Annotated in this window: 14 protein-coding genes; 8 read left to right on the top strand and 6 right to left on the bottom strand. The window is 57.8% G+C overall.

Annotated elements, in window-relative coordinates:
* Window positions 1-19 precede the first annotated feature (19 nt).
* The 3 genes from HH216_RS13320 to HH216_RS13310 are packed head-to-tail and all read left to right on the top strand — an operon-like array spanning window position 20 to window position 3,950.
* Entirely contained in the window at window positions 20-1,222 is a 1,203-nt protein-coding gene (locus HH216_RS13320; RefSeq protein ID WP_169551247.1) for a glycosyltransferase family 2 protein, read from the top strand.
* 55 nt (window positions 1,223-1,277) lie between these two features.
* Complete coding sequence (locus tag HH216_RS13315; protein WP_169551246.1) at window positions 1,278-2,768, top strand: O-antigen ligase family protein; 1,491 nt, start codon at window positions 1,278-1,280, stop codon at window positions 2,766-2,768.
* Between the two features lie 3 nt (window positions 2,769-2,771).
* Entirely contained in the window at window positions 2,772-3,950 is a 1,179-nt protein-coding gene (locus tag HH216_RS13310; RefSeq protein ID WP_169551245.1) for a glycosyltransferase, read from the top strand.
* Here the strand turns inward: HH216_RS13310 and HH216_RS13305 are convergent.
* The 4 genes from HH216_RS13305 to HH216_RS13290 form a co-directional block, all read right to left on the bottom strand.
* Window positions 3,934-4,425 carry an acyltransferase gene (locus HH216_RS13305; RefSeq protein WP_169551244.1) on the bottom strand — a complete coding sequence of 164 codons (492 nt, stop codon included), beginning with the start codon at window positions 4,423-4,425 and terminating at the stop codon, window positions 3,934-3,936. The two genes, HH216_RS13310 and HH216_RS13305, sit on opposite strands and share 17 nt — an antisense overlap.
* Before the next feature lie 224 nt (window positions 4,426-4,649).
* Entirely contained in the window at window positions 4,650-5,495 is an 846-nt protein-coding gene (locus HH216_RS13300) for an alpha-1,2-fucosyltransferase (RefSeq protein ID WP_254448420.1), read from the bottom strand.
* A 7-nt stretch (window positions 5,496-5,502) separates the two neighbouring features.
* Window positions 5,503-6,459, bottom strand: a complete 957-nt coding sequence (locus HH216_RS13295; protein ID WP_169551243.1) for a hypothetical protein — start codon at window positions 6,457-6,459, stop codon at window positions 5,503-5,505.
* A 77-nt stretch (window positions 6,460-6,536) separates the two neighbouring features.
* Window positions 6,537-7,184: a 4'-phosphopantetheinyl transferase family protein gene (locus HH216_RS13290; protein WP_169551242.1), complete on the bottom strand. Its 648-nt coding sequence runs from the start codon at window positions 7,182-7,184 to the stop codon at window positions 6,537-6,539.
* 271 nt (window positions 7,185-7,455) lie between these two features.
* On the opposite strand from HH216_RS13290, the gene HH216_RS13285 reads away from it, so the two are divergent.
* The 5 genes from HH216_RS13285 (at window position 7,456) to HH216_RS13265 (ending at window position 13,096) form a co-directional block, all read left to right on the top strand.
* Window positions 7,456-8,403, top strand: coding sequence for a T9SS type B sorting domain-containing protein (locus HH216_RS13285; protein WP_169551241.1), 948 nt, complete (start codon window positions 7,456-7,458; stop codon window positions 8,401-8,403).
* 61 nt (window positions 8,404-8,464) lie between these two features.
* Window positions 8,465-10,549, top strand: a complete 2,085-nt coding sequence (locus tag HH216_RS13280) for an alpha-amylase family protein (protein ID WP_169551240.1) — start codon at window positions 8,465-8,467, stop codon at window positions 10,547-10,549.
* A 71-nt stretch (window positions 10,550-10,620) separates the two neighbouring features.
* A complete protein-coding gene (locus tag HH216_RS13275; RefSeq protein ID WP_169551239.1) occupies window positions 10,621-10,824 on the top strand; it encodes a hypothetical protein in 204 nt (67 codons plus the stop codon).
* 109 nt (window positions 10,825-10,933) lie between these two features.
* Complete coding sequence (locus tag HH216_RS13270; RefSeq protein WP_169551238.1) at window positions 10,934-12,376, top strand: MOP flippase family protein; 1,443 nt, start codon at window positions 10,934-10,936, stop codon at window positions 12,374-12,376.
* A 153-nt stretch (window positions 12,377-12,529) separates the two neighbouring features.
* Window positions 12,530-13,096 carry a pentapeptide repeat-containing protein gene (locus HH216_RS13265; protein ID WP_169551237.1) on the top strand — a complete coding sequence of 189 codons (567 nt, stop codon included), beginning with the start codon at window positions 12,530-12,532 and terminating at the stop codon, window positions 13,094-13,096.
* A gap of 204 nt (window positions 13,097-13,300) precedes the next feature.
* On the opposite strand, the gene HH216_RS13260 is transcribed toward HH216_RS13265, so the two are convergent.
* A complete protein-coding gene (locus HH216_RS13260; protein ID WP_254448419.1) occupies window positions 13,301-17,338 on the bottom strand; it encodes a non-ribosomal peptide synthetase in 4,038 nt (1,345 codons plus the stop codon).
* Between the two features lie 3 nt (window positions 17,339-17,341).
* Window positions 17,342-24,163 (bottom strand): polyketide synthase, encoded by a 6,822-nt coding sequence (locus tag HH216_RS13255; RefSeq protein ID WP_169551236.1) that lies wholly within the window; start codon window positions 24,161-24,163, stop codon window positions 17,342-17,344.
* Between the last annotated feature and the right edge of the window lie 22 nt (window positions 24,164-24,185).

Genomic DNA, 24,185 nt, shown 5'->3' with positions numbered 1-24,185 from the left:
TCGTAAACCTAGTATCCGAATGACCCTATTGTATTCGCTGGCTGCCGTGCTGTTCTGGGGGCTGGCTTTTGTTGTTTTTTACACCTACCTCGGCTACGGCATCGTAATCTGGGTACTGGTTCGCCTGCGCCGGGGCCACGCAACGCCCCCCACCGAACCGACGGAGCCGCTTCCCAGCGTAACGATGATCGTACCGGCCTACAACGAACGGGATTACCTGCCCGCCAAACTCGACAACTGCCTGGCGCAGACGTATCCGGCCGATAAGTTGAACCTGCTGTTTGTAATCGAAGGATCGACCGACGGGTCGGCGGAATACCTCGCGAGCCGCCAGGCCGACATACCGGGTCTGGCCGTACTGTCGGGCACGGAACGGCTGGGGAAGATTGTGGCGATGAACCGGGCGATGGAGCAGGTATCGACCGACATCACCATTTTTACTGATGCCAACACGACCCTCAACCTCGAAGCCATCAGTCGGCTGGTGGCCCGCTTCGCACCGGCGAGTGTAGGGGCTGTTACGGGCGAAAAACGCATAAGTACGGAGGGAAAAGAGTCGGCTGCGGGTAGTGGCGAAGGGTTGTACTGGCGCTACGAATCGTTTCTGAAGAAGATGGACGCTCAGCTGTATACCATCGTGGGGGCGGCTGGCGAGCTGTTTGCCGTGCGGACGGCCCTCTACGAACCCGTTGAGCCCGACACACTCCTGGACGATTTTATCATTTCGCTGCGCATTGCTCAACGGGGCTACCGCGTCGAGTACGCGCCCGACGCCTACGCGCTGGAACGCCCCTCCCACTCGGTCGATGAAGAGACCAAACGGAAGGTTCGTATTGCGACCGGCGGTTTTCAGGCAATCCGGCGGCTGGCTCCGCTGCTGTCGGTGGGGCGTTACGGCTGGCTGAGCTTTCAGTATATCTCGCACCGGGTGTTGCGCTGGGCCGTAACGCCGTTCTGCCTGCCATTACTGCTGCTGCTCAATCTGCTTCTGCTGACAAACCCCGCCGGATCGATGCTATGGACGGCTATGTTCTGGGCGCAGGTACTGTTCTATCTGGCAGCGGGCGTCGGTTACATACTGGAAAACCGGCAGACGCGCTGGAAGCTCACCTTCGTACCATTTTACTTCGTGTTTATGAATGTGTGCGTACTGGCGGGCTTCATACGTTATCAGCGGGGCGGCCTATCGGGCAAGTGGGAAAAGTCACGCCGGGCTATCTGATTTTTAGCGTACTTTCGTTAGTCCGTTCCCACTGCTTTATCCATCGACACATCACATGGCCGAACAACTCGCTCACCTTGCCGATCAACTTCGCGATAGCCGCTGGTTCTACGGTGTGCTGAGCGTCTTCGTGGCCCTGCTGACGGGCTGGCTCATTGGCACGTTTGGCGTAATGGGCGGTGCCGTGATGGTGGCGTTGCCGCTGGCACTGGCAGTCTTTGCCGGTATCCTGATTGAGCCAAAATTTGGCCTGCTGATCTACGTTACGCTTAGCTTTCTGATTGGCTTTACCCGATTCATACCGGGAGATACCCCGCTGGGGCTGGCACTCGATGCAGTGCTGGTGCTGACGCTGATGGCGACGTTTCTGAACGGTAAGCAAATGAACTGGAAGCGGCTGCGGACACCGATTTTCTACCTCATGGCGATCTGGCTATTCTACAGCATTCTGGAGTATTTCAACCCGGAAGTACCGAACCCCGTCGCCTGGTTTTATAAAGTCCGCTCAATTGCCTTCAGTTGGTTTCTGCTCGTCATCCTGACGCTCGTTATGCCGATTACCCGGCGTGACATTCTGTGGTTTCTGCGCATGTGGATTGGCTGGTCGCTGCTGGCTGCTTTCTGGGCCTTCAAGCAGCATTACATTGGGCTGGCCAACGCGGAGGTGCAGTGGCTGGCGGCAGGCGCGGCCAAAACACACATGCTCTGGGGGCAACTGCGCTGTTTCTCGTTCTATTCCGACGCGGCTCAATTCGGGGCCGAGATGGCCGGTGCCACACTTATCACCATCGTATTGCTGACGTCGACGCATTCGGCGCTGCACCGGCTGATTTATGTCGGGCTACTGCTGATTTTCTTCTGGGCGTATGCGCTATCGGGTACGCGGAGTGCGCTGTTTGTATTGCTGGGCGGTATTCTGGCGTTTATTGCACTGCGCCGAAGCATTAAGACAATCATGTGGGGTGTGGGCATTATGGCTCCAATCATGGTTATTCTGCTGTTTACGCACATCGGCGACTCGAACTACCAGATCTGGCGAATGCGTACGGCCCTGCACCCGAAAGAAGACGCGTCGTTTATGGTACGGATTGAAAACCAGCAGCGACTGAAGGCGTATATGAAAGATTTGCCCTTCGGTGCAGGCCTGGGCACGTCGGGCTCGTGGGGGGCTCGCTTCGCGCCCGACCACCCGGCCGCGCAGATTCCACCGGATAGCTGGTACGTCGAACTCTGGATCGAAACGGGCCTGGTTGGGACCGTCCTGTACATCCTGATGCTGATTGCGATAATGACCATTGGCACGTATCAGATCTGGCAACTCAACGACCCGTGGCTGCGAACGACCATGATTATTTTTCTGGCCGAATTTTTCGGTATCTGCGTCATGAGTTATTCAAATGCCACGCTCGGACAGTTTCCAACGAGTACATTGCTGGGTATCACGTCGGTGCTATTCACAACCTGTTACCGATGGGACCTTGGGGCGCCAACTACGAACCGATTCCAACCGGCCCCCGGCTCCACTACCGCTTGGCCGACGCACTAACTCATGACCAATTTCGACAGTATTATCTGCGTCGGCCAGACTCCCTGGGAGGGTGATTTTCAAAAAGCCATTGTTCAGCTCATGGGCGAACTCGCCGTTCGCCATCGTGTGCTCTACGTCGACTATCAGTACACGCTGAAAGATCTGGCGATGGGCCTGCTCAACAAACAGTCTGTCCCCGTCCGATCGCTGACCAGCCGCACCAACGCCCTCATTACCAAGAAGCTGGCTACCGGCGCAGAAGTGTGGGTGTGGCAACCGCCCGTTATGCTGCCCGTCAACTGGTTACAGCCCGCCATGCATGACCGGCTTATCCAGACCAATGTGGACATGCTGGTTCGGGGCTTACGCAGCGTGATGAACCAATTGGGTATGCGTCAGCCGCTGGTTATCAACGGTATGAATCCGGTTTTCGGCCTGCCCATGCTGGGAAAGCTTAATGAGCGCGGTACGATCTACTACTGTTTCGATGAGATTACGGTCAGCAACTGGATGGGCCGCCACGGTGGTCGATACGAGATCGACTACCTCCGGCGCGTCAATGCCGTTGTCACGACCTCCGACGCACTAAACAATACCAAGTCGCAGCTTCAGCCAAAGGCTTTCTGCGTGAAGAATGGGGTTAATTTCGAGCTGTTTCACCAGGCCCGTCTACTGGCCGATGAGCAACCGCCCAGTCGGCCGGTGGTAGGGTATCTGGGTACGGCAGACAACCGGGTCAACATCGATCTGATCGAGCATAGCGTACGCACTATGCCTGATGTGGTTTTTCGGTTTGTGGGCGAAGTGCCGGAAGAAAAGCTAACTCAGCGGCTCTCCGTCTATCCCAATGTCGAGTTTGTACCACCCCATCAGCCGCATCAGCTCCCCGCTCTGCTGGCGCAGATGACGGCAACAATCATCCCCTACGTCTGTAACGCACACACCAAGACGATTTACCCGCTGAAAATCAACGAATACCTGGCGGCTGGCTTACCCGTCGTATCGACATCGTTTGCGAACCTGAATGATTTTACGGGGATCATCGAGCTGGCCGATACGCCTGAAGCATTCGCCGATGCCTTGCGCCGGGCCCTGAACGACACCAACCTGACCACCCGCAACCAGCGCGTCGCTACGGCCAGGGCTAACTCGTGGGCCCGACGGGCCGAGGAATTCGAAGCGGTTATTGCGCAGGTATAGCAACCGGAGCGGCCGGTTTGTCGGCCGATGCGGCTACCCATTGGCGGGTTGTTTCGTCGTAACGACGCAGGACACGGGCCGGGTTACCACCGACAACGGTAAACGGCTGCACGTCGCGGGTGACGACGCTGCCCCCCGCCACAACCGAATGTCGCCCCACCGTTACCCCGGCAACGATCGTTACGTTGGCCCCGATCCAGCAGTCGTCTTCCAGTACGATGGGTTTTGTTACGGTTGGCTGGTGGCGAATGGGCATTTCTACGTCGTCGTACACGTGGTTCAACCCCGACATCACCACGTGCTGCGCGATGATAATGTTGTTGCCCAGCGTGACGGGTCCGATCACGACCGACCCCAGCCCCAAGTGGCAATGATTCCCAATCAGCACGTTGCCGACGCCGTTGTTCACCACGCTGAAATCTTCGATCGTACTGCCGGCCCCCATCTGAAATACATTGAACGGTACAACGTCCATCCGTACTGACCGGCAAATTCGCGCAGAGGCTCCCCGCTTGTGAATCAGCGGATTAACGAACCAGCTTACCCATTGTCGGGGCGGGCCTGCTCCGGCCGGATCAGCAGGTGGTGCACAAACCGCTTGAGTGCCGGTCGGTTGTCAAGGTATTGTTTCAGATTCATATGGTGTAAATGGATGGGGTGGGAAGCAACGGACTTAGATGCGAAGCCAGGAAGCCGGAATCAGATCGGTGGTGTTCCAGTCGGGTTTGTTGCGGAACCAGTTGCGGGGGCAATAACCAGCTTGTCGGGGCGCGGATTGAGCCAGGCACCCCACCAGCTGAACGAACTGTTGGCGATGACGTGGTGATGGCACAAACTCATCAGTTGCAAATCGTCGACGTCGGCATCGGGGCCGCTGTTGCGTACGTACACGTGCGGGCTGCTCAGATTCAGGTTATCCGCTACCCAGTCAGGGTCGTCGCTGAACACAAAAAAGCGCGCGTCGGGCAGACGACGGTTTAGTTCTGCCAGAGCCTCCCGGTAGTAATCGAGTCCAACGAAGCCGAACGACTGACTGAACTCGGGATGGTTGACGTAGTCGCCCCGGCGAATATGAACCGACACCGGGCAGGCCGTCTGCGCGATCTGATCGGCATAACCGGCGAAGTCAGCACCCGGCGTTCGCTGAAACGTCAGCTCCCGGCGCACCGCTTCGGCACTGTCCAGAAAATACCGTTCCGACTGCCAGAACCCTTCCAGCGTAATCACGGCCGAACGAGCCTGATCCACCGCCGGGTCGACGTGAAACTGCTGCTCCTGTACGAAATGAAAAAATGGTTTCAGCGTACGGCCGGGCAGCAGTTTCGTAGCTTTCGAGACGTACAGATACGGCGACGTGTTGAGTACGTTGTAACGTGTCTTGAACCGGTCGAGCTTAAACGTGCGTACCGTATCAGTAGCGTACGACTGCTGATAATAACTCAGGTCGACGTACAGCGACGTGTTGTTTTTCTGCGCTAAATGACGAGCCAGGGCATACTGGAACAGTTGATTTCCGAGGCCACTCGTGATGCGGGCAATAATCATACTGTTCTTAGTTGTACTGTTGCTCAACCAGTTGAATCACTTCTTCGGGGGTCCTGGCGTGGTGGATAGTTGCACCCGACAGAGCCGGAAAAATAGTATTGTATTCGTCGAAGTGGTGCTCCATCCCCCCGCCGGGTCGCGACAGAATGATGTTCGTACCCTCGAAGTAGCTGGCTAACGCAGCCGTTCCGCCGTGCATGGAAATAAACCGGTCACAGTTGGCGTAGACCATCAGTTGCAGATGGTTGAAGCTACTCACCTGCTCGCGGTGTTGTTCGTGCAAATCATTCATCAGCAGCACCTCGGGATGGTTTTCGCGCAGCCAGGCGTGCTCACCCAGATCCATGATTTCGCTGTTGTCGAGTACGATCTGCGACGATAGCGGCCGGTTGTAGATGATTTGGTGCGTGGTTTTGCAACGGCTGATGATGTGGTCGAGCGTCGGAATATCGAGGAAGTTACGGGGTGGGCCGTCCCACTCGATGTTGTACTTGTTGGCGATCACGAGCAGCGGCTTATCGTAGCGAAACAGCTTATTGCGATAGTGTGCTTTGAGCGGTACCCGTTTCCACTTCGAGAAATCGAAGGTGGGGCTATGGGTCATGTTAGGCACGTCATAGTAATCGTATCCGGCCTGCCACACCCGCTTTTCGTGCGTTTCGAGGTGGTCGGGGCTGAAGAAATAGAACGGCTTCGTATTCGTGCAGGAGATGGTTTGCTTGAGCGTGCCGTTGCAATGGTGCCAGTACGCGAAAGGCAGTACGTAACGCAGTTCCTGATCAAACTCGCCGTGGTAGTCGATCACTTTGTACGGCTGTTTACGCCCGTAGTCAGCCCGGTAATACCGAAGCTGATTCAGTCGGCAGTAGTAATTGTCGCGCACGAAATACCGCAGATCCTTCCGGATACGGGGGTAATTCAGGGTAGCTACTACGTATAAAAATTTAAGAACCAGTCGCTGCATGACTCACACGTAAGAAACGTGCCGGTAAAAAATCAAAATTTCAGAGGTGCTTATATGACAGGCCAAGGGAACCTAAGTCACGCCCATTTCAGGTTTGTCAGCAAATCAGATGCCGTTAGCCTGTAAAAGACGGGAGATATGTCGGTCGGTTGGTGCGCCAGAGCCGCCGGGTGCGCGGAATCGACCGCAAAGCTCTGCACCTGCCAGTCGCTATCGCTCAGTCCGGGCGGAAGTGATGATTGGCCATCCAGGGACGGTATCACCCGCAGATCGTCGACCAGGCCGTGCCCGATGCCTTTCAGGAGCGCTTCCTTACGGGTCCACGACCGCAGAAATGCCGTGGCCGGGTCGGTGTCGGCCCAGACACGCGCCTGTTCGTCCGGGCTGCACACCGTGGGCAGCAGGGTAGCGATGGGCAAGTCAGGCCGACGATTTTCTACGTCGATACCGACGGGATGCCGATCAACGGCCAGCAACACCCAGTCGCCTGCGTGGGTCAGGTTTATGTGCCAGCCTGTATGGGCCGCCAGATCGGGCTTGCCATACGGACCGATCACCAGCGGAACGGTCTGCGCCGTATAACCCGTCAGCCCCGCTCCGACCCAGCCCACCAGTACGCGCCCATACAGAAACCGCAGCCGGTCGGCGGGTTGCCGATACCGATTCGCCCGACTATGGTCGGTGGCTGACAGCTCGGCCAGCAGCGTACCCAGCGGCTCTGCCAAACCCCTTACGGACAGGCCAATAACCGCGGGTCCTACCGGGCGGAGATCGCCGATATTAACCCAGCCGGGCGGACTACCGATCATACAATTTACCCACGCCATTTGTGTAAATTCACCAATTTTCGGTAAAAGTAACGGGGCCGCAGCATCCAGCCTACGCCAGCCCTTTACACGACAACTTAATCATAGGAATTGGTGACGCTATGTTTGGCCTGACGTCATAAAAAGGTATATGAATGCCCAAGTCCATCGAAGTGGTACACTAAGCAGGTTGACCCGACCTTTACTACTGGCCTGGCTGGTTATTTCTGGCGCGACGCTGGCTTCACAGGCCCAGTCGTGTATGGGCGGCCCTCCCGAATTAACGGTCGATGAAACGTTCGGGCAGGTGGGGTCGCCCTCATCGCTCAGTAACCGGACCCGCTACCAATTCACCACTCTTACCTGCCCCCTCGACGGGCAGTATGCACTGGCCGATCACGTCGACGGCACCTGTTATGACAACCTCTGGCATGCCGTTCCGCAAGACCATACCCCGGGCGACTCGCGCGGTCTGATGATGATCGTCAATGGCTCCCAGGGCGCGGGTGAAGTGTATACCCAGCCCGCAACGGGGCTATGCAGCCAGACAACCTACGAATTTTCGCTGTGGGGTATCAACCTGCTGCGGCCGGGCATCTGCACGAATCCGCTCCTGCCCAACCTGACGTTGCGCGTGGAAGCCGCCGACGGCACGGTATTGCAAAGCATCGATTTCGGCTCGATCCCGCAAAGCCGCACCCCAAGCTGGCAACGGTTCTCGACCTTGTTTACCACACCTAACTCAACGCAGGGCGTGGTTATCAAACTCATCAACAATCAGGGCGACGACGGCTGCGGCAACGACATGGCCATCGACGACGTACAGGTCAGGCAATGCACATCGTGTCCGCCGAGCCCGGTGTTTGTACCCGACGCTTTTACCCCCAACAACGACGGTACCAACGACGTGCTGCGCGTATTTACAACCAACGTCGCTTCCTTTACAATGACCGTGTTCGATCGTTGGGGGAGCCCGCTTTTTTACACCAATACTACGGATCGATTCTGGGACGGCATGCACAGTGGGCAACCCTGTGAGCCGGGTAGCTATAGCTGGCTGCTTTCCTACCAGCAGGTGGGAGCCGACCCGAACAATACGCCTATTGTGCAACGCGGTCAGGTGATGCTGACGCGGTAACGAGGCTTTTTGGCTTAGACTAACCCACCCGGAAAACCCACCGGGTTATACTTGATGTACGATGAAAAAGCTGTTTGTTACAGCGGTGGTCGCCCTGGGCGCGCTATTGCTGTTTACGTACTGGCCTCAGGTGCTTATGGCGTCGGGCAGTGCGCGCCCTCAGCTGGCCGACGCCGGAAAAATTCCGGTTACCGGCCCCCGCTGGTATCAGCTCAACAACGTCAGCAACGGGCTTAACGGCCTGTTCGACGGCAAAACGGATGAAGAGGTCAACACGGGCTACAATAAGCTGCTCAAAAACTACGACGCCTACTACCCGCTGCGGCCCGGCGAGCAGATGACCATCGACCGCATTCGGATGTACGATGGCAGCGGTACTAACGTCGACGCCCCCCTAACCATTTCGATCATCACCGACAGTTGGGAGCGAATTCCGATTGCCCGATTTATTGGCGACAAGTACAATGCCTGGGTTGGACCGGACCCGTCGCAGCCCGACGTACTCGATCTGAAAACACCCATCAGCAACGCCCGCTTTCTGGTCATCAACACGTCGGGCGCGTACCCCACCGAACTCGAATTCTACGGCACGTACCAACCCGGCCCCGAACCGACGCTCCCATCCGTCCGGCACACACTCCTGAGTCAGCAACTGGGCGTAAACGCATTTGAGTGGAACATCGAAAGTGCCGACGCCCCCTGGCAGGTCGACGAAACGCGGATTCCGCTCCTGAAAGGCTTTTCCGCCATCCGGCACTATATGGACTGGGAAAAGCTGGAATCGACGCCGGGGCAGTATACCTTCAACCCAACCTTCAGCGGCAACTGGAACTACGACGCCATCTACGAGCGCATGCAGAGCGAAGGCATCGAGGTACTGGCCTGCCTGAAGACGTTACCGAAGTGGCTGGAAAACACGTACCCGGAAGGGCAGCGCGACTACGAGAACGTACCGGCCATTTATGGACGCGATCTGACGCAGCCCGCGTCGTACGTCGAGCAGGCGAAAGTCGCGTTTCAGTACGCAGCCCGGTATGGCAGCAACAAATCCGTTGACCCTGGTCTGGTGAGTGTCAGTCCCGTAAAAACCTGGGCGGGGGTCAACACGGTAAAAATTGGGCTGGGCCTGATCCGGTACATCGAATGCGACAACGAGCGCGACAAAACATGGAAGGGCCGCAAAGCATACCAGACCGCCCGCGAGTATGCCGCGAATCTGTCGGCGTTCTACGACGGCCATAAAAATACGCTCGGGCCGGGCGTTGGGGTTAAAAATGCCGACCCCGCGATGATCGTCGCCATAGGTGGACTGGCCGCGTCGACCACCGATTACGTACGGGGAATGATCGACTGGTGCCGCGAGTTTCGGGGCTACAAGCCCGACGGCAGCATCGATCTCTGCTGGGATATTATCAATCAGCACCTTTACGCCAACGACGCCGGTACATCGCAGGACGGGGGCGGCACGCGCGGGGCCGCGCCGGAACTATCAGGTGTGGGGGCGCAGGCTGCCGCTTTCGTGAAATTATCGCACGAACTGGCCAACGACCGGCCCGTCTGGATCACCGAAGCCGGTTACGACACCAACCCCGGTAGTCCACTGCGGGCCATCGGCGTTGGCGGTAAAACCGTTCAGGAAACGCAGGCGGACTGGATACTACGTACGGCGCTGCTGTATAACCGGGTGGGCATCGACCGGCTGTTTTTTTACCAGCTCTACGACGAAGACCCGGCGAATCCGACTCAGTTCAGTTCGATGGGTCTGCTCAGTGACGACAAAACCCGCAAGCCCGCTGCCGAATACCTGCGGCAGGCCAATGCGTTGCTGGGCGCGTACCGCTTCGCCGATACCGTAGCGGTAACCAACGGCCCCGCCCGACTAATCGTGGATCGGTACGAACCCGGCCCGGCGGTAACGAGCAACGGCGAACGACGATCAGCTTACGTGCTGCTGATTGGCGACGAACAAGGGCGCTCCGGTACCTACGCGCTGCCGGTTCCGCGGGGCGACACGGTGCAGCTTTGCGTACCTACCCCCGGCCGCAGCACGATGGTTCGTACGCGGCTCGTCAGTCAGAACGGCAGTGTGCTGATACCGGTGAGCGAAACACCCATCTTCGTTATGCCCAGCGCTGGCCCCCGCTAGACGGCGACAGCAGTCCCGACCTATCAACGATACAGGTTTTCCCCAACCCTACATCCGATTACGTCGACCTCGTGCTGACCAACGACAGTCAGGACCCGGTGCAGATAAACGTGATTGGTACCACCGGTCAGCTTTACAGGTCGGTACGTTTTTCAAAACCCGAACCCTCGCTGTCGGCCCGTATCAGCCTGACCGGTATGGCGTATGGCGTCTGCCTGCTCGATATTCGACAGGGCAAGAGTCGGGTTGTACGGAAAATAATTCACGTCCAATAGATTACGAAACGCAAAAGTTGTAGTCTATATAGAGTGGCAAGGTTTTTTCTGCATTCTATTTTCCAGAATAGCTAAACTACCGTAACCATTAGCTGCACTTACCTCAACAATGAGTAACAAAGACAAAGCCATGAACGGTGGCAAGTGGATTACGATTGCAACCGTAATCTCCACCGTTTTCCAGTTCGGACAGGTAGCTGTACTGGCCCGGCTTCTCGTACCCGCCGACTTCGGTATCGTCAGTATCAGCAACCTCGTCATTGGCTTTTTCACCATTTTTTCCAGCCTGGGGTTTTCCAACTCCATCATTTACAAGCAGGAAAGCGACCGCCGGGTGCTATCGACGCTGTATTACCTCAACCTGATCGTTGGGGTCATAATTTTCGTGGCCGTTTACCTGAGCACCCCCCTGATTGTTTCGTTTTACAAGGAGCCGAAGCTGGCGGAAGTCGTTCACCTGTCGTCTTACTACTTCCTAATCGTGTATTTCGGGCAGCTATACCTGTTTCTGCTCCAGAAAGAGCTTAAGTTTCGGGCCGTAGCGATTATCGACATTCTGGGTACGGTGATCGGGTCAATTGCGACAGTAACACTAGCGTACAATGGCTACCATGAGCTCTCGCTCATCATCGGCTCGCTGATCAATCAGACGATCAAAACCGTATTTCAGGTCATTTTCGGGTTGCCTTATTTCTCCCCAACGCTGGCTTTCGACATGCGGAATATCGGCGAACACCTGCGCTTCGGTCTATTCAATCTCGGCGACGGTCTGCTGGGCTTCATACAGTCGAACGCCGACAATATTTTCATCGGCGGCATGCTGGGCGTGAAACTATTGGGGTATTACACCATTGCCTATCAGCTGTCGATTTTCCCAATTACGAAGCTGAACCCGATCATTCTACAGGTGGCCTACCCCATTCTGGCGAAGATGAAGGAAAGTACGGTGGAGTTGAAAAAGTCGTACCTGAAAATTCTGGACTTCGTCAGCTACTGCAACATGCCGCTGCTGGCGGGGCTCTTTATTACGGCCGAAAGCGTGGTGCCGCTCTTCTACGGCCCCGGCTGGGACAAGACCATCGAACTGATCCGAATCTTTGTGTTCGTGGGCTGGTTTACCTGCCTCAGCCATCCGCTGTTTACGCTTGCGTTTACGAAGGGCAAACCAAACCTGCTGTTTTACCTGAACGTAGTAACGCTGATCGTAAAGCTCCCGCTGGTTTATTTCCTCGGCACTTACTTTGGTGTGATGGGTATCGCCACTGCCTTTCTGCTGGCAACGCTGTTTAACCTGATCGCCAACTTTGGGGTTGTCCACTACCTGATCGGCGACTTCTTCGGTGCTTTCCTGCGCAACATTGCCTGGCCAACGGTTTTCTGCCTTGTGATGGTGCTGGTCGTTTACGCCTACAAGCAGTTCGTAGGCTACGAGGGTATCCTGAACACCATCGTTCAGGTAGGGCTTGGCGGCCTGACGTACGGCCTGCTGACGCTCAACTACAAGCTGTCTTTCGCCGAGCTGAAGACGTATCGGCAATCGCTGTTGTCGTGATTGTCTGAACTGTGATTTTTGTGATTACGCTGATAGGCTATGATTATTTTGAAATCAGGGTAATCAAAGCGATCAAGAGAATCACAGTTCAGACATTATCTGAACTGTGATTCTCTTTAAAATCAGTAAATCAGGAAAATCGCGGTTCGAGACATGGAGCATTACAAACAGCTGTACACAACGTCAGATGACTTACCCAGCCAATGGGCGGGGCACACCTTCGAACAGTGTACGTTTCAGAAGCTGAGCCCGACGCCGACGATGCTGGCGGGGGCTAATTTTATCAATTGCCGGTTTGAGCAGTGCATGCTGATCCGCTGTGCTGTGAAACAGACGCAGTTCAACGACGTCGCTTTTGTTGGCTGTGCGGTGCAGGGCGTCGACTTCGGCACCTGCAACCCGTTTGGGTTTCACGCTGATTTTCAAGCCTGTCAACTCGATCAGAGTATTTTTCTCAATCGGCGGCTGGTAAAGGCCAAATTCGTGGAGTGCTCCATCAAAAGCGTCCTGTTCATCCGCTGCGACATGACCGGGGCTCTCTTCGACCGCTGTGACCTTGAACTCACAAAATTCGACGATAATACGCTGAATCAGGTCGACTTTTCGACCTCCTTCAACATCACACTCGACCCCGATGTAAACCGATTAAAGAAGGCAAAATTCTCACTCTATAGCCTGCCCGGTTTACTGGATAAGCATAATCTGATCGTCAAATCATGACCGGTGATTGTCTTGAACTGTGATTTTTATGATTACGCTGATGGACTGTGATTTTTTCTGAATCAGGGCAATCAACTAATCAAAGGAATCATAGTTCAGATAATCTTGAACTGTGATTACGCTGATGGACTATGATTCTTTTTCAAATCAGCGAAATCAAAAAATCAGAAAAATCACACGGGGCCGCCCAGCGGTTCAAGACAATCACATCTTACGACTTGGAACACCGGTCCAGGGCACGCTGTAACACCTGCGCGAAGACCTTGTCGTTGGGGGCATCATCATCATCTGGTGGTCACCCGGCACGTCGTGTACCCGTACCTGTCTGGCGTATTTTCCCCAGCCCAGCGACTTGTTGTCTTCCACGAAGTAAATCCGGCTCTGTGCCTTGAACAGGTCGATGACTCCGTCGTAGGATTTAAACCGGTAGTTCTCGTAGGCGATCTCATGCTTCTCCATGATCCGGCTCAGATGATCCATACCCGGCTCTACCTGTGGCGTTTCATACATCCCCAACTTATGCATCAGCCGTTGCGACAACGACCTGGCAAACGCGGCCTGATACCGTATCGTCTGCCCCGGATTTTTCAATAGTGATGCACCGATCCAGCGTAGCTTAGGCAACTGTCGGGTAGCGCGCCACCAGAATCTCGCCCCCGTCGACCAGTGACGGATCGACGGTTCTGCGTTGGTATCAAACATCGCCAGCATCTTCACCGATTTACCCATCGCCTGAAGTTGTTGCGCCATCTCAAGAGCCACGTAGCCGCCAAACGAATAACCGGCAATGGCATATGGCCCGTCGGGGTTCTGCTGCACGATTTCGCTGATGTAAAAGGCGGCAATATCCTCCATCCGGTCAAACGGCTCGTCGGTACCGTCAAGACCCCGCGCCTGTAAGCCGTAGATGGGCTGATCGGGGTCCATGTACGACACCAGACTATTGAAATTCAGCAGATTAAGACCGATACCGTGGATGATGTAGATTGGCGTCTTGCTCCCCTCCGGCCTGATCGGTACCAGCGATTTCCAGTGCGTAGCCGGTTTGTCGGCATCAAACAGCAGGGCCAGCTTCTGGATGGTTGGCGCGGTCATCAGCGTCGACAGGGGTAGCCGTCGGCCGGTTACGGTTTCGAGCTGCGTCATCACCTGCACAGCAATCATCGAATGGCCACCCAGGTCAAAGAAATCGTCGTCCAGACCAATCTGCGTCAGCCCGAGGGCCTCGCTCCAGATCTGGGCAATCTGCTTCTCAATAACACTCGTTGGCTGCGACTTTCCGGGGAGGTCAGTCAGCGCAGCGGGTTTGGGCAGGGCTTTTCGGTCGATTTTACCATTTGGTGTGATCGGCCATTGATCGATCCGCACAAAATCAGCCGGAACCATGTAGGTCGGCAGCACATCGCGTAGCTGGTTTTTCCAGTCGCCGACGCGGTTGATGAATGTGTCATCGGTCAGTTCAGGAGCCAGCACATAGGCCACCAGCCGCCTGTCGCCGGGGCGGTCTTCCCGCGCCATCACCAGCGTTTCGTGTACACCGTCCTGCTTCAGCAGCACCTGCTCGATTTCGCCCGGTTCGATCCGATAGCCGCGAATCTTGATCTGCTGATCAATACGACCCAGACAGTTAATTTCACCATCGGGCATGAACAGACCCAGGTCGCCCGTGCGGTACATCCGCGCGCCGGGCGTAGCACTAAACGGGTCGGCGACAAACTTTTCGGTGTTCAGCTCAGGCCGGTTCAGGTAGCCCCGTGCCACGCCATCACCCGCCAGATACAGCTCACCCGCCACCCCGTCGGCCACCGGTTGCTGCTGTTCATCGAGAATATAAATCTGCGTGTTATGGATGGGCCGACCGATCGTAATGACCTCATCGGTGGGCAGAATCTGCTTACCCGACGAATAGATCGTTGTTTCGGTGGGGCCGTACATATTCCACAGCGACGCGCAGCGGGCGGTCAGCTTCTGAGCCAGATCTTTTGGCAGCGGTTCGCCACAGCACAGTACCTTCACCGGTAGCGGCTGTTCCCAGCCAGCCGCCAGCAGCATCCGATACGTAACCGGTGTTGCCTGAATCAGGCTGATCTGCTGATCGGTCAGCATCTGTAGCAAAGCCCGACCGTCGCGGGTGGTTTCGGCGTCGGCCAGCACCAGTGTTGCGCCCGTCAGCAGCGGCAGGTAAAGTTCCAGCCCGGCGATGTCGAACGAAATGGTTGTAACGGCCAGCAACCGGTCGTCGGGCGTGATACCGGGCCAGTCGATCATGCTGTCGAGCAGATTGACCAAACTACGGTGTTCGATCTGCACCCCCTTCGGCCGGCCCGTCGAGCCCGACGTGTACAGAATATACGCCAGATCGCGGCCATTCAACGGCAGGTTGGGGGCAGTTGTGGGCAGGTCTGTCGATTCGGTCAGCAGCGTTTCAATCAGACGTTCTGGCGTTTGACCCCCTACCCCACCGCGCCCGTATTTGCGGGACGTCAGCAACAGTTTCGCGCCCGAATCGGTCAGCATAAACGCGATACGGTCCTGCGGGTAATCGGGGTCGAGCGGGACGTAAGCGGCCCCGGCTTTCATCACGGCCAGCAACGCCACCAGCAGGTCGGGGGTGCGGTCGAGCAAGACGCCCACCACGTCGCCCCGGCCGATACCCGACCGGTGCAGTGCCTGCGCGACCTGACTCGAAACCAAATCAAGTTCGCGGTACGTGCGCTGCTGATTCCCGGCCACCAGCGCGACTTTATCGGCAAACTGTCCGGCCGTTTTGGTCAGCAAGTGCGTCAGCGGCTGATTGTCCGGGTAAGCTACCGTCGTGTCGTTCCAGTCAGCGAGTTTTTGCAGCAGCTCGCGCTCACCGCCCAGGGCTATGTCGCCAATGCGAACGGCGGGGTTTTCGACAACCGTTTCCAGCAGTGTTTCAAAGCCAGCCATCATCCGATCGATGGTATCGGGCCGGAACAGCTGCGTATTGTACGACCACTCCATCGTCAGATCGGTTACCGACCCGCCAATGTTCAGAAACAGTTCGACCGTTTCGTAGGCGCGGGGGTTACTAATGAACTGATACGTAAGTCCTTCGAACGCAATATCTTCGGTCAGGCCGAGGTCGACATTGAAGAGCACCGGCACCATCGGCACACGGGAGGGGTCGCGGGGAATGCTCAGTTTTTTGAGCAGGGTGCCAAACGTCAGCTGCTGGTGCTCGAACGCGTCGAGCAGCTCACCCTTTCGGACGCGCAGGTAATCGACAAACGATAGATCGGGTTGCGGGCGGCTGCGGAGGGGCAGCAAATTGACGCAGTGACCAACCAGTCGCGGATTGTCGGTCGCCGATTGCCCCGCCGTGGGCAGACCAACGATCAGGTCGGTTTGGCCCGTCAGCCGCTGCAACAGCACCTCGAATGCGGCAATTAGCGTCGTCACAAAACTGGCTCCGGCTTTGGCCCCTACCTTACGCAGAGCCGGTCCCAGATCAGCCCGCAGCGGGTAATCCTGCCGGGCGCTCTGAAAGGTTCGCAGAGCGGGACGGGGCCAGTCGGTCGGCAGGCTCACCGTCGGCACGGCATCCCGGTACAGGTCGAGCCAGTACTGTTCGGTCTGCCGGTAAGCCGGGCTGTTGGAGTACATCAGCTGCTGATGGGCGTAGTCGCTGATCTGGGGCGGAGCGGGCAGGCTAACCGGCCGGTGCTGCACCAGCCCGGAATACATCCGGCCCAGATCCTGCAACATAATCCCCAGCGACCAGCCATCGCAGACGATGTGGTGCGCGGTCAGTACGAACAGATGGTCGAGTTCGCCCAGCCGGAACAGACCCGGTTTGAGCAACGGCCCGTCGAGCAGATCGAACCGGTACTCGGCGTCGACCCGCACGTAGTCGGCCGTTAGCTGCTGCTGGGAAGCCGACGACTGCTCACTGATATCCTGATAATAAAGCGGAATGATCAGTTCCGAAAAAATAAGCATCTGCTGCCCGTCGGCGCTGAATGCCGACCGCAGGGCTTCGTGTCGCTGAACCAGTTGTTGCAGGGCCCGCTCGAAAAGCAGCCTATCGAGCCGGCCCGTAAACCGCAGCGACACCGACTCATTGTAAGCCCGGCTGGCATCGTCGCCCCCCAGCAGACAGGACGCCCATAGCTCTTGCTGCGGCTCGATCGTCGGAGCCAGCAGGGCTATGGGCGGTCCCGCGAAGGGATCAAAATCAACGGCGGTCAGTTGTGGGTTTGTAACGTTGTCTACCATGCATCAGGCCATTAAATCAACCTGTAAATAGGCACCAGGCCGCTCGGGGTCGGGCAAAAACCAGGCCGGGTTACCTGCGCGGTCACGGCCTAATCTGGCCCCGGCCACAGGTGGCTCTAGCTGATACAGGGTTGATCCGGCACTGACCGGCGGAGTGGTGCTTACCGATTTACCCGGAAAAAACGTCGCGTCGATCATCGTATCGATGCTGCGGCAGAATGCGTCGATCACCGTGCTCAGTTCCTCGTCGGTATGCGCTTCGGTCATAAAGCAGGGGAAACCGTCCCAGATATGAATGCCTTTTTCGCGCATCAGCGTGAACAGCAGTTCAGCGTACGGTACGTCTTCGGTAAACTTGAGCTTCCAGAGCGACCCGAAATGAGCGATGAACATGGGCAGCTGCCGCTCGGTCAGGTAGGTGTTCAGCGTATCGGCCAGGTAGGTTGTTTTGCGGGTCAGGGCCTGCTGTAGTCCAACGCCCTGCTCGCGCAGGTGCAGCATCGACGCCTTCGCAGCGGCCAGCGCCAGCGGGTGCCGCACAAACGTACCGGCGAAGTACGTCACGCCCACTTCAGGAGCCGACGCGTCGCCGTATTGCCAGTGGCCACCATCGAGCGCATCCATAAACGACCGCTTCCCGGCAATAATGCCGATCGACATACCCGCCCCGGCCACTTTGCCGTAGGTCGCCATGTCGGCCCGGATACCGAGCAGGGCCTGCGCCCCGCCCAGGTGCATACGGAAGCCGGTGATGACTTCATCGAAAATCAGGGCTGAACCCGACGCGGTTGTAATCGACCGCAATTCGTTCAGGAAGTCAATGGGGACAAATTCCGGGCGTCGGCTTTGTATCGGCTCGACCAGTACAGCCGCCAGTTCGTCGGCCCGCTCCCGGATGATCCGCAGACTTTCGTCGGTACCATAGTCCAGGATAAGCATGTTCTGCACCACGTTGGCCATGATGCCCGATGCCGCCGGGAAGGTCTTCAGCTTCTTCGACCCGCGCACCAGTACTTCATCGACAATGCCGTGGTACGAACCCGCGAATGCCACAATCAGCGACCGGCCGGTAATCGTCCGGGCGACGCGCATGGCTCCCAGCACCGCTTCGGAACCAGTGTTGCACAGCGCCACGCGCTCCGATCCGGTCAGTTCGCAAACCAGCTGACTAACCTCGCCCGCCAGCTCGTGCTGCGGCCCAACCTCAAAGCCTTTTTCGATCTGCTCGTGCAGTGCTTTTTTGATAAAGTCAGGCTGATAGCCGAACATGTTGGACCCAAAGCCATTCAGCACGTCGATGTATTCGTTGCCGTCGACGTCCCACAACCGGCTCCCCGCCGAGCGGTTGACCACGATGGGATACACGATTTCTTTAGTCAGCGGACGGAAGCCCGACACCACGCGCGGATCGGCCATCTGCGCCCGATGTTGCTGCGCATAGGCTTTGCTACCCGCCGTTTTGCTGTTGTACCGCTGCGTAAGCTGAGCGAGAAATTGTTGCTGCGGTTGCGTCAGTTCCTGTGTCTGCCGTTCGATTTTAGCCGTTGCTCCGAATGGCTTTTTGTGCTCAATCGCTTCCTCCGGCGTCAGTTCTCCCGTTGTCGGTACGGATAGCGTAGCGGGCTTTATCGGCGGGGCTGGTGGTGCTATGGGTTGCTGTACCGCTACCGGCTGCGGGGTTGGAGCGGGCGGAACGGCAACGGGCGGGGCTACCGGCGCAGGCTGTGCGGGAACGCCCTGCATCAGGGCTACCTGCCGGGCCAGCAGTTGCAGTTGCTGAGCGATCAGCCCCAGCGCAGAATCACCACCGACCATACCGACGGGCATAAGGGCAGGTGCGGCCGCCATCGGCATGGGAGCCATAGCGGGCATAACTGGCTCAGCCATCGGCGCAGGCTGACTAACAGGGGCAGCAACAGGCGCGGGCACAGCCACCGGTGCCGGTGCATACTGATCGGCGGGTAGTTGCTGATCGAGGAAAGCGGCCAGATCGTTGGGGCTGGTCAGGTCGGTGGTTAGCTGCCGGAAGGTAATGGGCGTACCAAACTCGTTACGGAGGGTAATGGCCATCTGCGTCAGCAGGAGGGAATCGAAACCGAGTTCGAGAAAACTTGTTTCCGGCGCTACATCGGCCATTTCGATGCCCGATGCATCCTCCAGTAGCTGGTAGATTTTGTTAAGAAGAGAGGGAGTTCTCATAGGCGGTGTAGAAGAATTACTCGCTTGTTGATTCGTAGTATAGGAAGGTAGTAGCTCAGTAAGTACCGGGTTGCTGACGGGGGCATCGATCCAGCAGCGACGCCGGTCGAACGCGTAAGTCGGCAGGGCCACCCGTCGCCTGTTTTGCCCGGCATAAAACGCGCGCCAGTCGATGGGCAGGCCGTGCAGGTACAACTGGCCAAGCGTCGTCAGCAGTGCTTCATACGTGGCTTTGTCGTCGGCCTGCGTTGCCAGTCCAGCCAGTACCGATCCCGGCTGCGCCTGACCGGTTGCATGTTGTCTGGCCAAGGTAGCCATCGAGCGGCCCGGCCCGACTTCCAGCAAAAGTGGCTTGTCGAGCGTCAGAATCGTGTCGAGGGCGTCAGCGAAGCGTACCGTTGCGCGGAGGTGCGTGGCCCAGTAAGCCGGGTCGGTAGCCTGCGCATCGGTCATAAAGGTACCCGTTACCGTCGACACAATGGGTTTTTGCGGTCGGCTGAGTGGTACTGTTTTGACGATTTCGGCGAATTGCGTCACGATGGGGTCCATCATGGCCGAGTGAAATGCGTGACTGGTTGCCAGCGGCCGATTGGGAATTTCCCGTTCGTCGAGCAGCCGGGCGAAATCGGCAATATCCTCGTCCTGCCCCGCCACTACGCACAGATGGCGGCTGTTGACAGCGGCCACCGACAACGTATCTGGCAACAGCGGCTGAAGCTGATCAATACCCAGCCGCACCGATAGCATACTGCCGCGCGGCTGTTCGCTCACCAGCCGACCACGAGCCGCGACGAGCCGTAAGGCATCCGGCAGCGTGAATACGCCCGCCAGATGAGCCGCCACGAATTCCCCGACGCTGTGACCGCATAAAATTGATGGCTCAATACCCCAGCTCATCCAGAGCCGGGCCAGGGCGTATTCCGTTACGAACAAAGCCGCCTGCGTGTAGCGTGTGTTGCGCAGTTGCTGCTCGACTTCCAAATTGATGGTATCAGGATATAGCACCTTCCGGATGTCGACATCGAGATGCGGACGCAGGTGCTCAGCGCAGTCGTCGATCGCCTGCCGGAACGTGGGTTCGTACTCGTACAGAGCCCGGCCCATATTCAGGAACTGCGCCCCCTGCCCCGGAAACAAAAACACGACATCGCCGGGCGCGCGGCCAAGTGTCTGGGCATTGATCCCCGGATTGCTGGTTAGTGTCTGCGTTAGCTCGTCGGCCGATGCCGCCACGGCAAACTGACGATGGACGTAGCCGGGTCGGGTCAGGGGCAGCGTAAACGCAACGTCGGCCAAGGCAGGGGCATTGGGCTGTTGCAGCCGGGCAACCAGTTGCTGCGCAAAAGCGTGCCGACTGGCGACCGACTTTGCCGACCACATCAGTAGTTGAACGGGCCGCGCAGGTTTGTCGCTGATCGGTTCGGTAACGGTTTCCGCGAATTCCTCCAGCACGACGTGAACGTTGGTACCGCCCACGCCGAACGAACTAACGCCCGCCCGGCGTGGATTCGCCCGGCGTGGATTCGCTCGGCGTGAATTCGCCCGGCGTGCTGTTGATTCTTGTTCCTGATCCCAGTCGCGCAGGGTTGCGTTGACGTAGAACGGACTGTTGGCGAAGTCGATAACGGGGTTGGGCCGCTCGTAGTTGATCGACGGTGGGAGTTGCCGATAATGCAGACTCAGTACCGCTTTTATCAGCCCGGCCACCCCCGCTGCCTGCGTCAGGTGCCCCATATTACTCTTGATCGAACCAATGGCGCAGTACTGATTCCGGTCCTGCGGGCCGAAAGCCGCCGTTAGTCCTTCGATTTCGATCGGGTCGCCAACGGGAGTCGCCGTACCATGCGCTTCAACGTAGCTGATCGTTGCCGGGTCGACCTGCGCATCGGCGAGGGCCATCCGAATCGAACCGGCCTGTCCGTCGGCGTTGGGTGCCGTGAAGCTGCCTTTGTTGCCTCCGTCGTTATTGACGCCGATGCCTTTGATAACCGCGTAGACCGTATCGCCGTCGCGACGGGCGTCGGTCAGTCGTTTCAGCAACACCACCCCGGCACCGTCGCTAAAGACGGTACCCGTTGAGTCGGCGTTGAACGAGCGGGTGTGCCCGTCGCTGCTGAACATGGCCCCTTCCTGATACAGATGCCCACTGCTGACGGGTGCCGTAATACTGGCCCCACCCGCCAGCGCCACCTCACACTGTCCGCTACGCAGGCTTTGCACCGCCTGCGTAATCGCCAGCAGCGACGTCGAGCAGGCTGAGTAGACGCTCACGGCGGGGCCGTTGAGATTGAGTTGATAAGCCGTCCGGGAGGCAATGTAATCCTTCTCGTTGACGGTCATGGCCTGAAACGAACCGACCTGCGCCACCACGTCAGGGTTAGCCAGGACATTGTTCAGGTAGTATGTATTGTTGCCACAACCCGCAAACACCCCTACCCGACCGCCGTACAGTTCGGGCAGGTAGCCGGTCGTTTCGAGGGCTTCGTAGGCGATCTCCAGAAAAATACGCTGCTGCGGGTCCATCACCTGCGCGATGGCGGGGGTCAGGCCAAAGAAGCGGGCGTCGAACTGATCGGCACCGTCGATAACGCCCCGCGCTTTTACGTACTGCGGGTTCTCCCGGACCGACGCCGGGATAGCCGCGTCGAGTTCGGCGTCGGTGAAAAAGCGGGTCGTTTCACGCCCTTCTTTCAGCAACGACCACAGTTCATCGATGGTGCTGGCTCCCGGAAAACGGCCGCTCATACCAATCACCGCCACGTCGGTATCGTCGGCAGTAGCACGACGGGGAGCGGTTAATTCAGGTTGCGGCTGTCCGGGCCGAATACTGGTTGTTGGCTGGATAAATTCAGCCAGCGCACCCGCTGTCGGGTATTGGTACAGTTTGGTGATAGGTACCGTAAAGCCGCGTTGCTCCAGGGCCGCGATGGTCTGTTGCGCCAGCAGGGAATTACCGCCCAGTTCGAAGAAATTATCATCCAGCCCGACGGGGTTCAGTTGCAGCCACTCGCCCCACATACCGACAATTTCTTTCTCCAGCGCCGTACGGGCCGGGCGGAGCAAGGTTGTCAGGTCGGGGCGGCTGTGATCGGGCGGGGGCAGCTGCGCCTTGTCGACTTTACCACTTGTGGTGCGGGGCAGATCATCGAGCCGGACATAGTAGGTCGGCAGCATGAAATCGGGCAACCGCTCGGTCAGCGCAGTGCGGAGCAGCGGGACGGAAAAATTAGTCGCCGGAACCACCACGTAGGCCACCAGTCGTTTGTGACCCGGTATGTCTTCCCGCGCCACCACAACTGCCTGTTGCACGGCGGGCTGCTGCGCCAGTAACACTTCGATTTCGCCCAGTTCGACCCGGTTACCCCGAATCTTTACCTGCGTATCCCGCCGACCGTGAAAGTCGAGCGTGCCGTCGGGCATAAACCGGGCTAGATCACCCGTGCGGTACAGTCGCGTTGGGCCGTACTGCGGGTGCTGCCAGTCGATAAACGCGTCGGCGGTGCGATCCGGCTGGTTGAGGTAGCCATTGGCCAGGCATACGCCCGCGATACCAATTTCGCCGATTTCACCCTCCTCTACCGGCTCAAGCTGTTCGTTGAGAATGATAACGCCACAACCCGGCACCACCCGCCCGATGCTCGGCAGTTGAGGCCAGTTCAAGGCGTCGCCCTGCAAGCGGTTTTCCGTCACCCAGACGCTCGCTTCGGTCGGGCCGTACACGTTCATCAGCGCACAGCCGGGCAGGGCGTCGAAAAATTGCGCGATGGCGGGGGTTATTTTGAGCAGTTCGCCACCGGTGATGATCTCCCGTAGGTCGGCGGGAAACCGATGACTGGCAACGGCCGTTTCGGTCAGGTATTGGAGCACCACGTAGGGCAGGAATACCCGGTTGATGCGTTCCTGTTCGATATAGTCGAGCAACCGCCCCGCGTTGAGCCGGTACGAATCGTCGACAAGGTGAATGGTGCCACCCGTGAGCAGCGGCACGAAAATTTCCTGGAAGGACGCGTCGAAGCTCAGGTGACAGAACTGAAGGGTCTGCAAGCCCGGCTGACCAGCCCAGCGACCCACCTGATTGGTCAGCATGTTGACCAGCCCCATGTGGGTCAGACAAACGCCCTTCGGCTTACCTGTCGAGCCCGACGTGTAGAGTACACAGGCCGTTTCGTTCTGCGTCGTGACGGCTTGCGATGGACCATCCTGGGTTGCATCCGGGCGAATCACGTGCAGACCCAGTTCGGTAAACAGCGGCTCGTCAGCGGTCGTCGACAGGCAGTGCTGCACCCCGGAATCGTTGATGAGCTGCCGCAGCCGGGCGTCGGGATAGGTGGGGTCAAGGGGCAGATACGCCTTGCCCGCTTTCAGAATCGCCAGCACACCCACAACCATATCAAGACTGCGGGTGCAGCTGATTCCTACCAGCTGACTATCGGACGCTACCCGGAGAATGGCCTGACTCAGTATGTCTGACTGCTCATCCAGCTGCCGGTACGTCAGGAGTTCGCCACCTATCCGCACGGCAGTCGTGTCGGGGGCGGTGCGCACCATGGCATCGGCCACCAGGCGGTGTATTGTGAAGGAGTCGGGCAGGGCCTGTTGCGCTACGGCGAATACATGATCTGACATACACCTTTTCTATTAAAAGAGG

Source organism: Spirosoma rhododendri, assembly GCF_012849055.1.
In the GTDB taxonomy this organism is placed as follows: domain Bacteria; phylum Bacteroidota; class Bacteroidia; order Cytophagales; family Spirosomataceae; genus Spirosoma; species Spirosoma rhododendri.
This window is presented reverse-complemented; position numbering and strand designations above follow the sequence as displayed.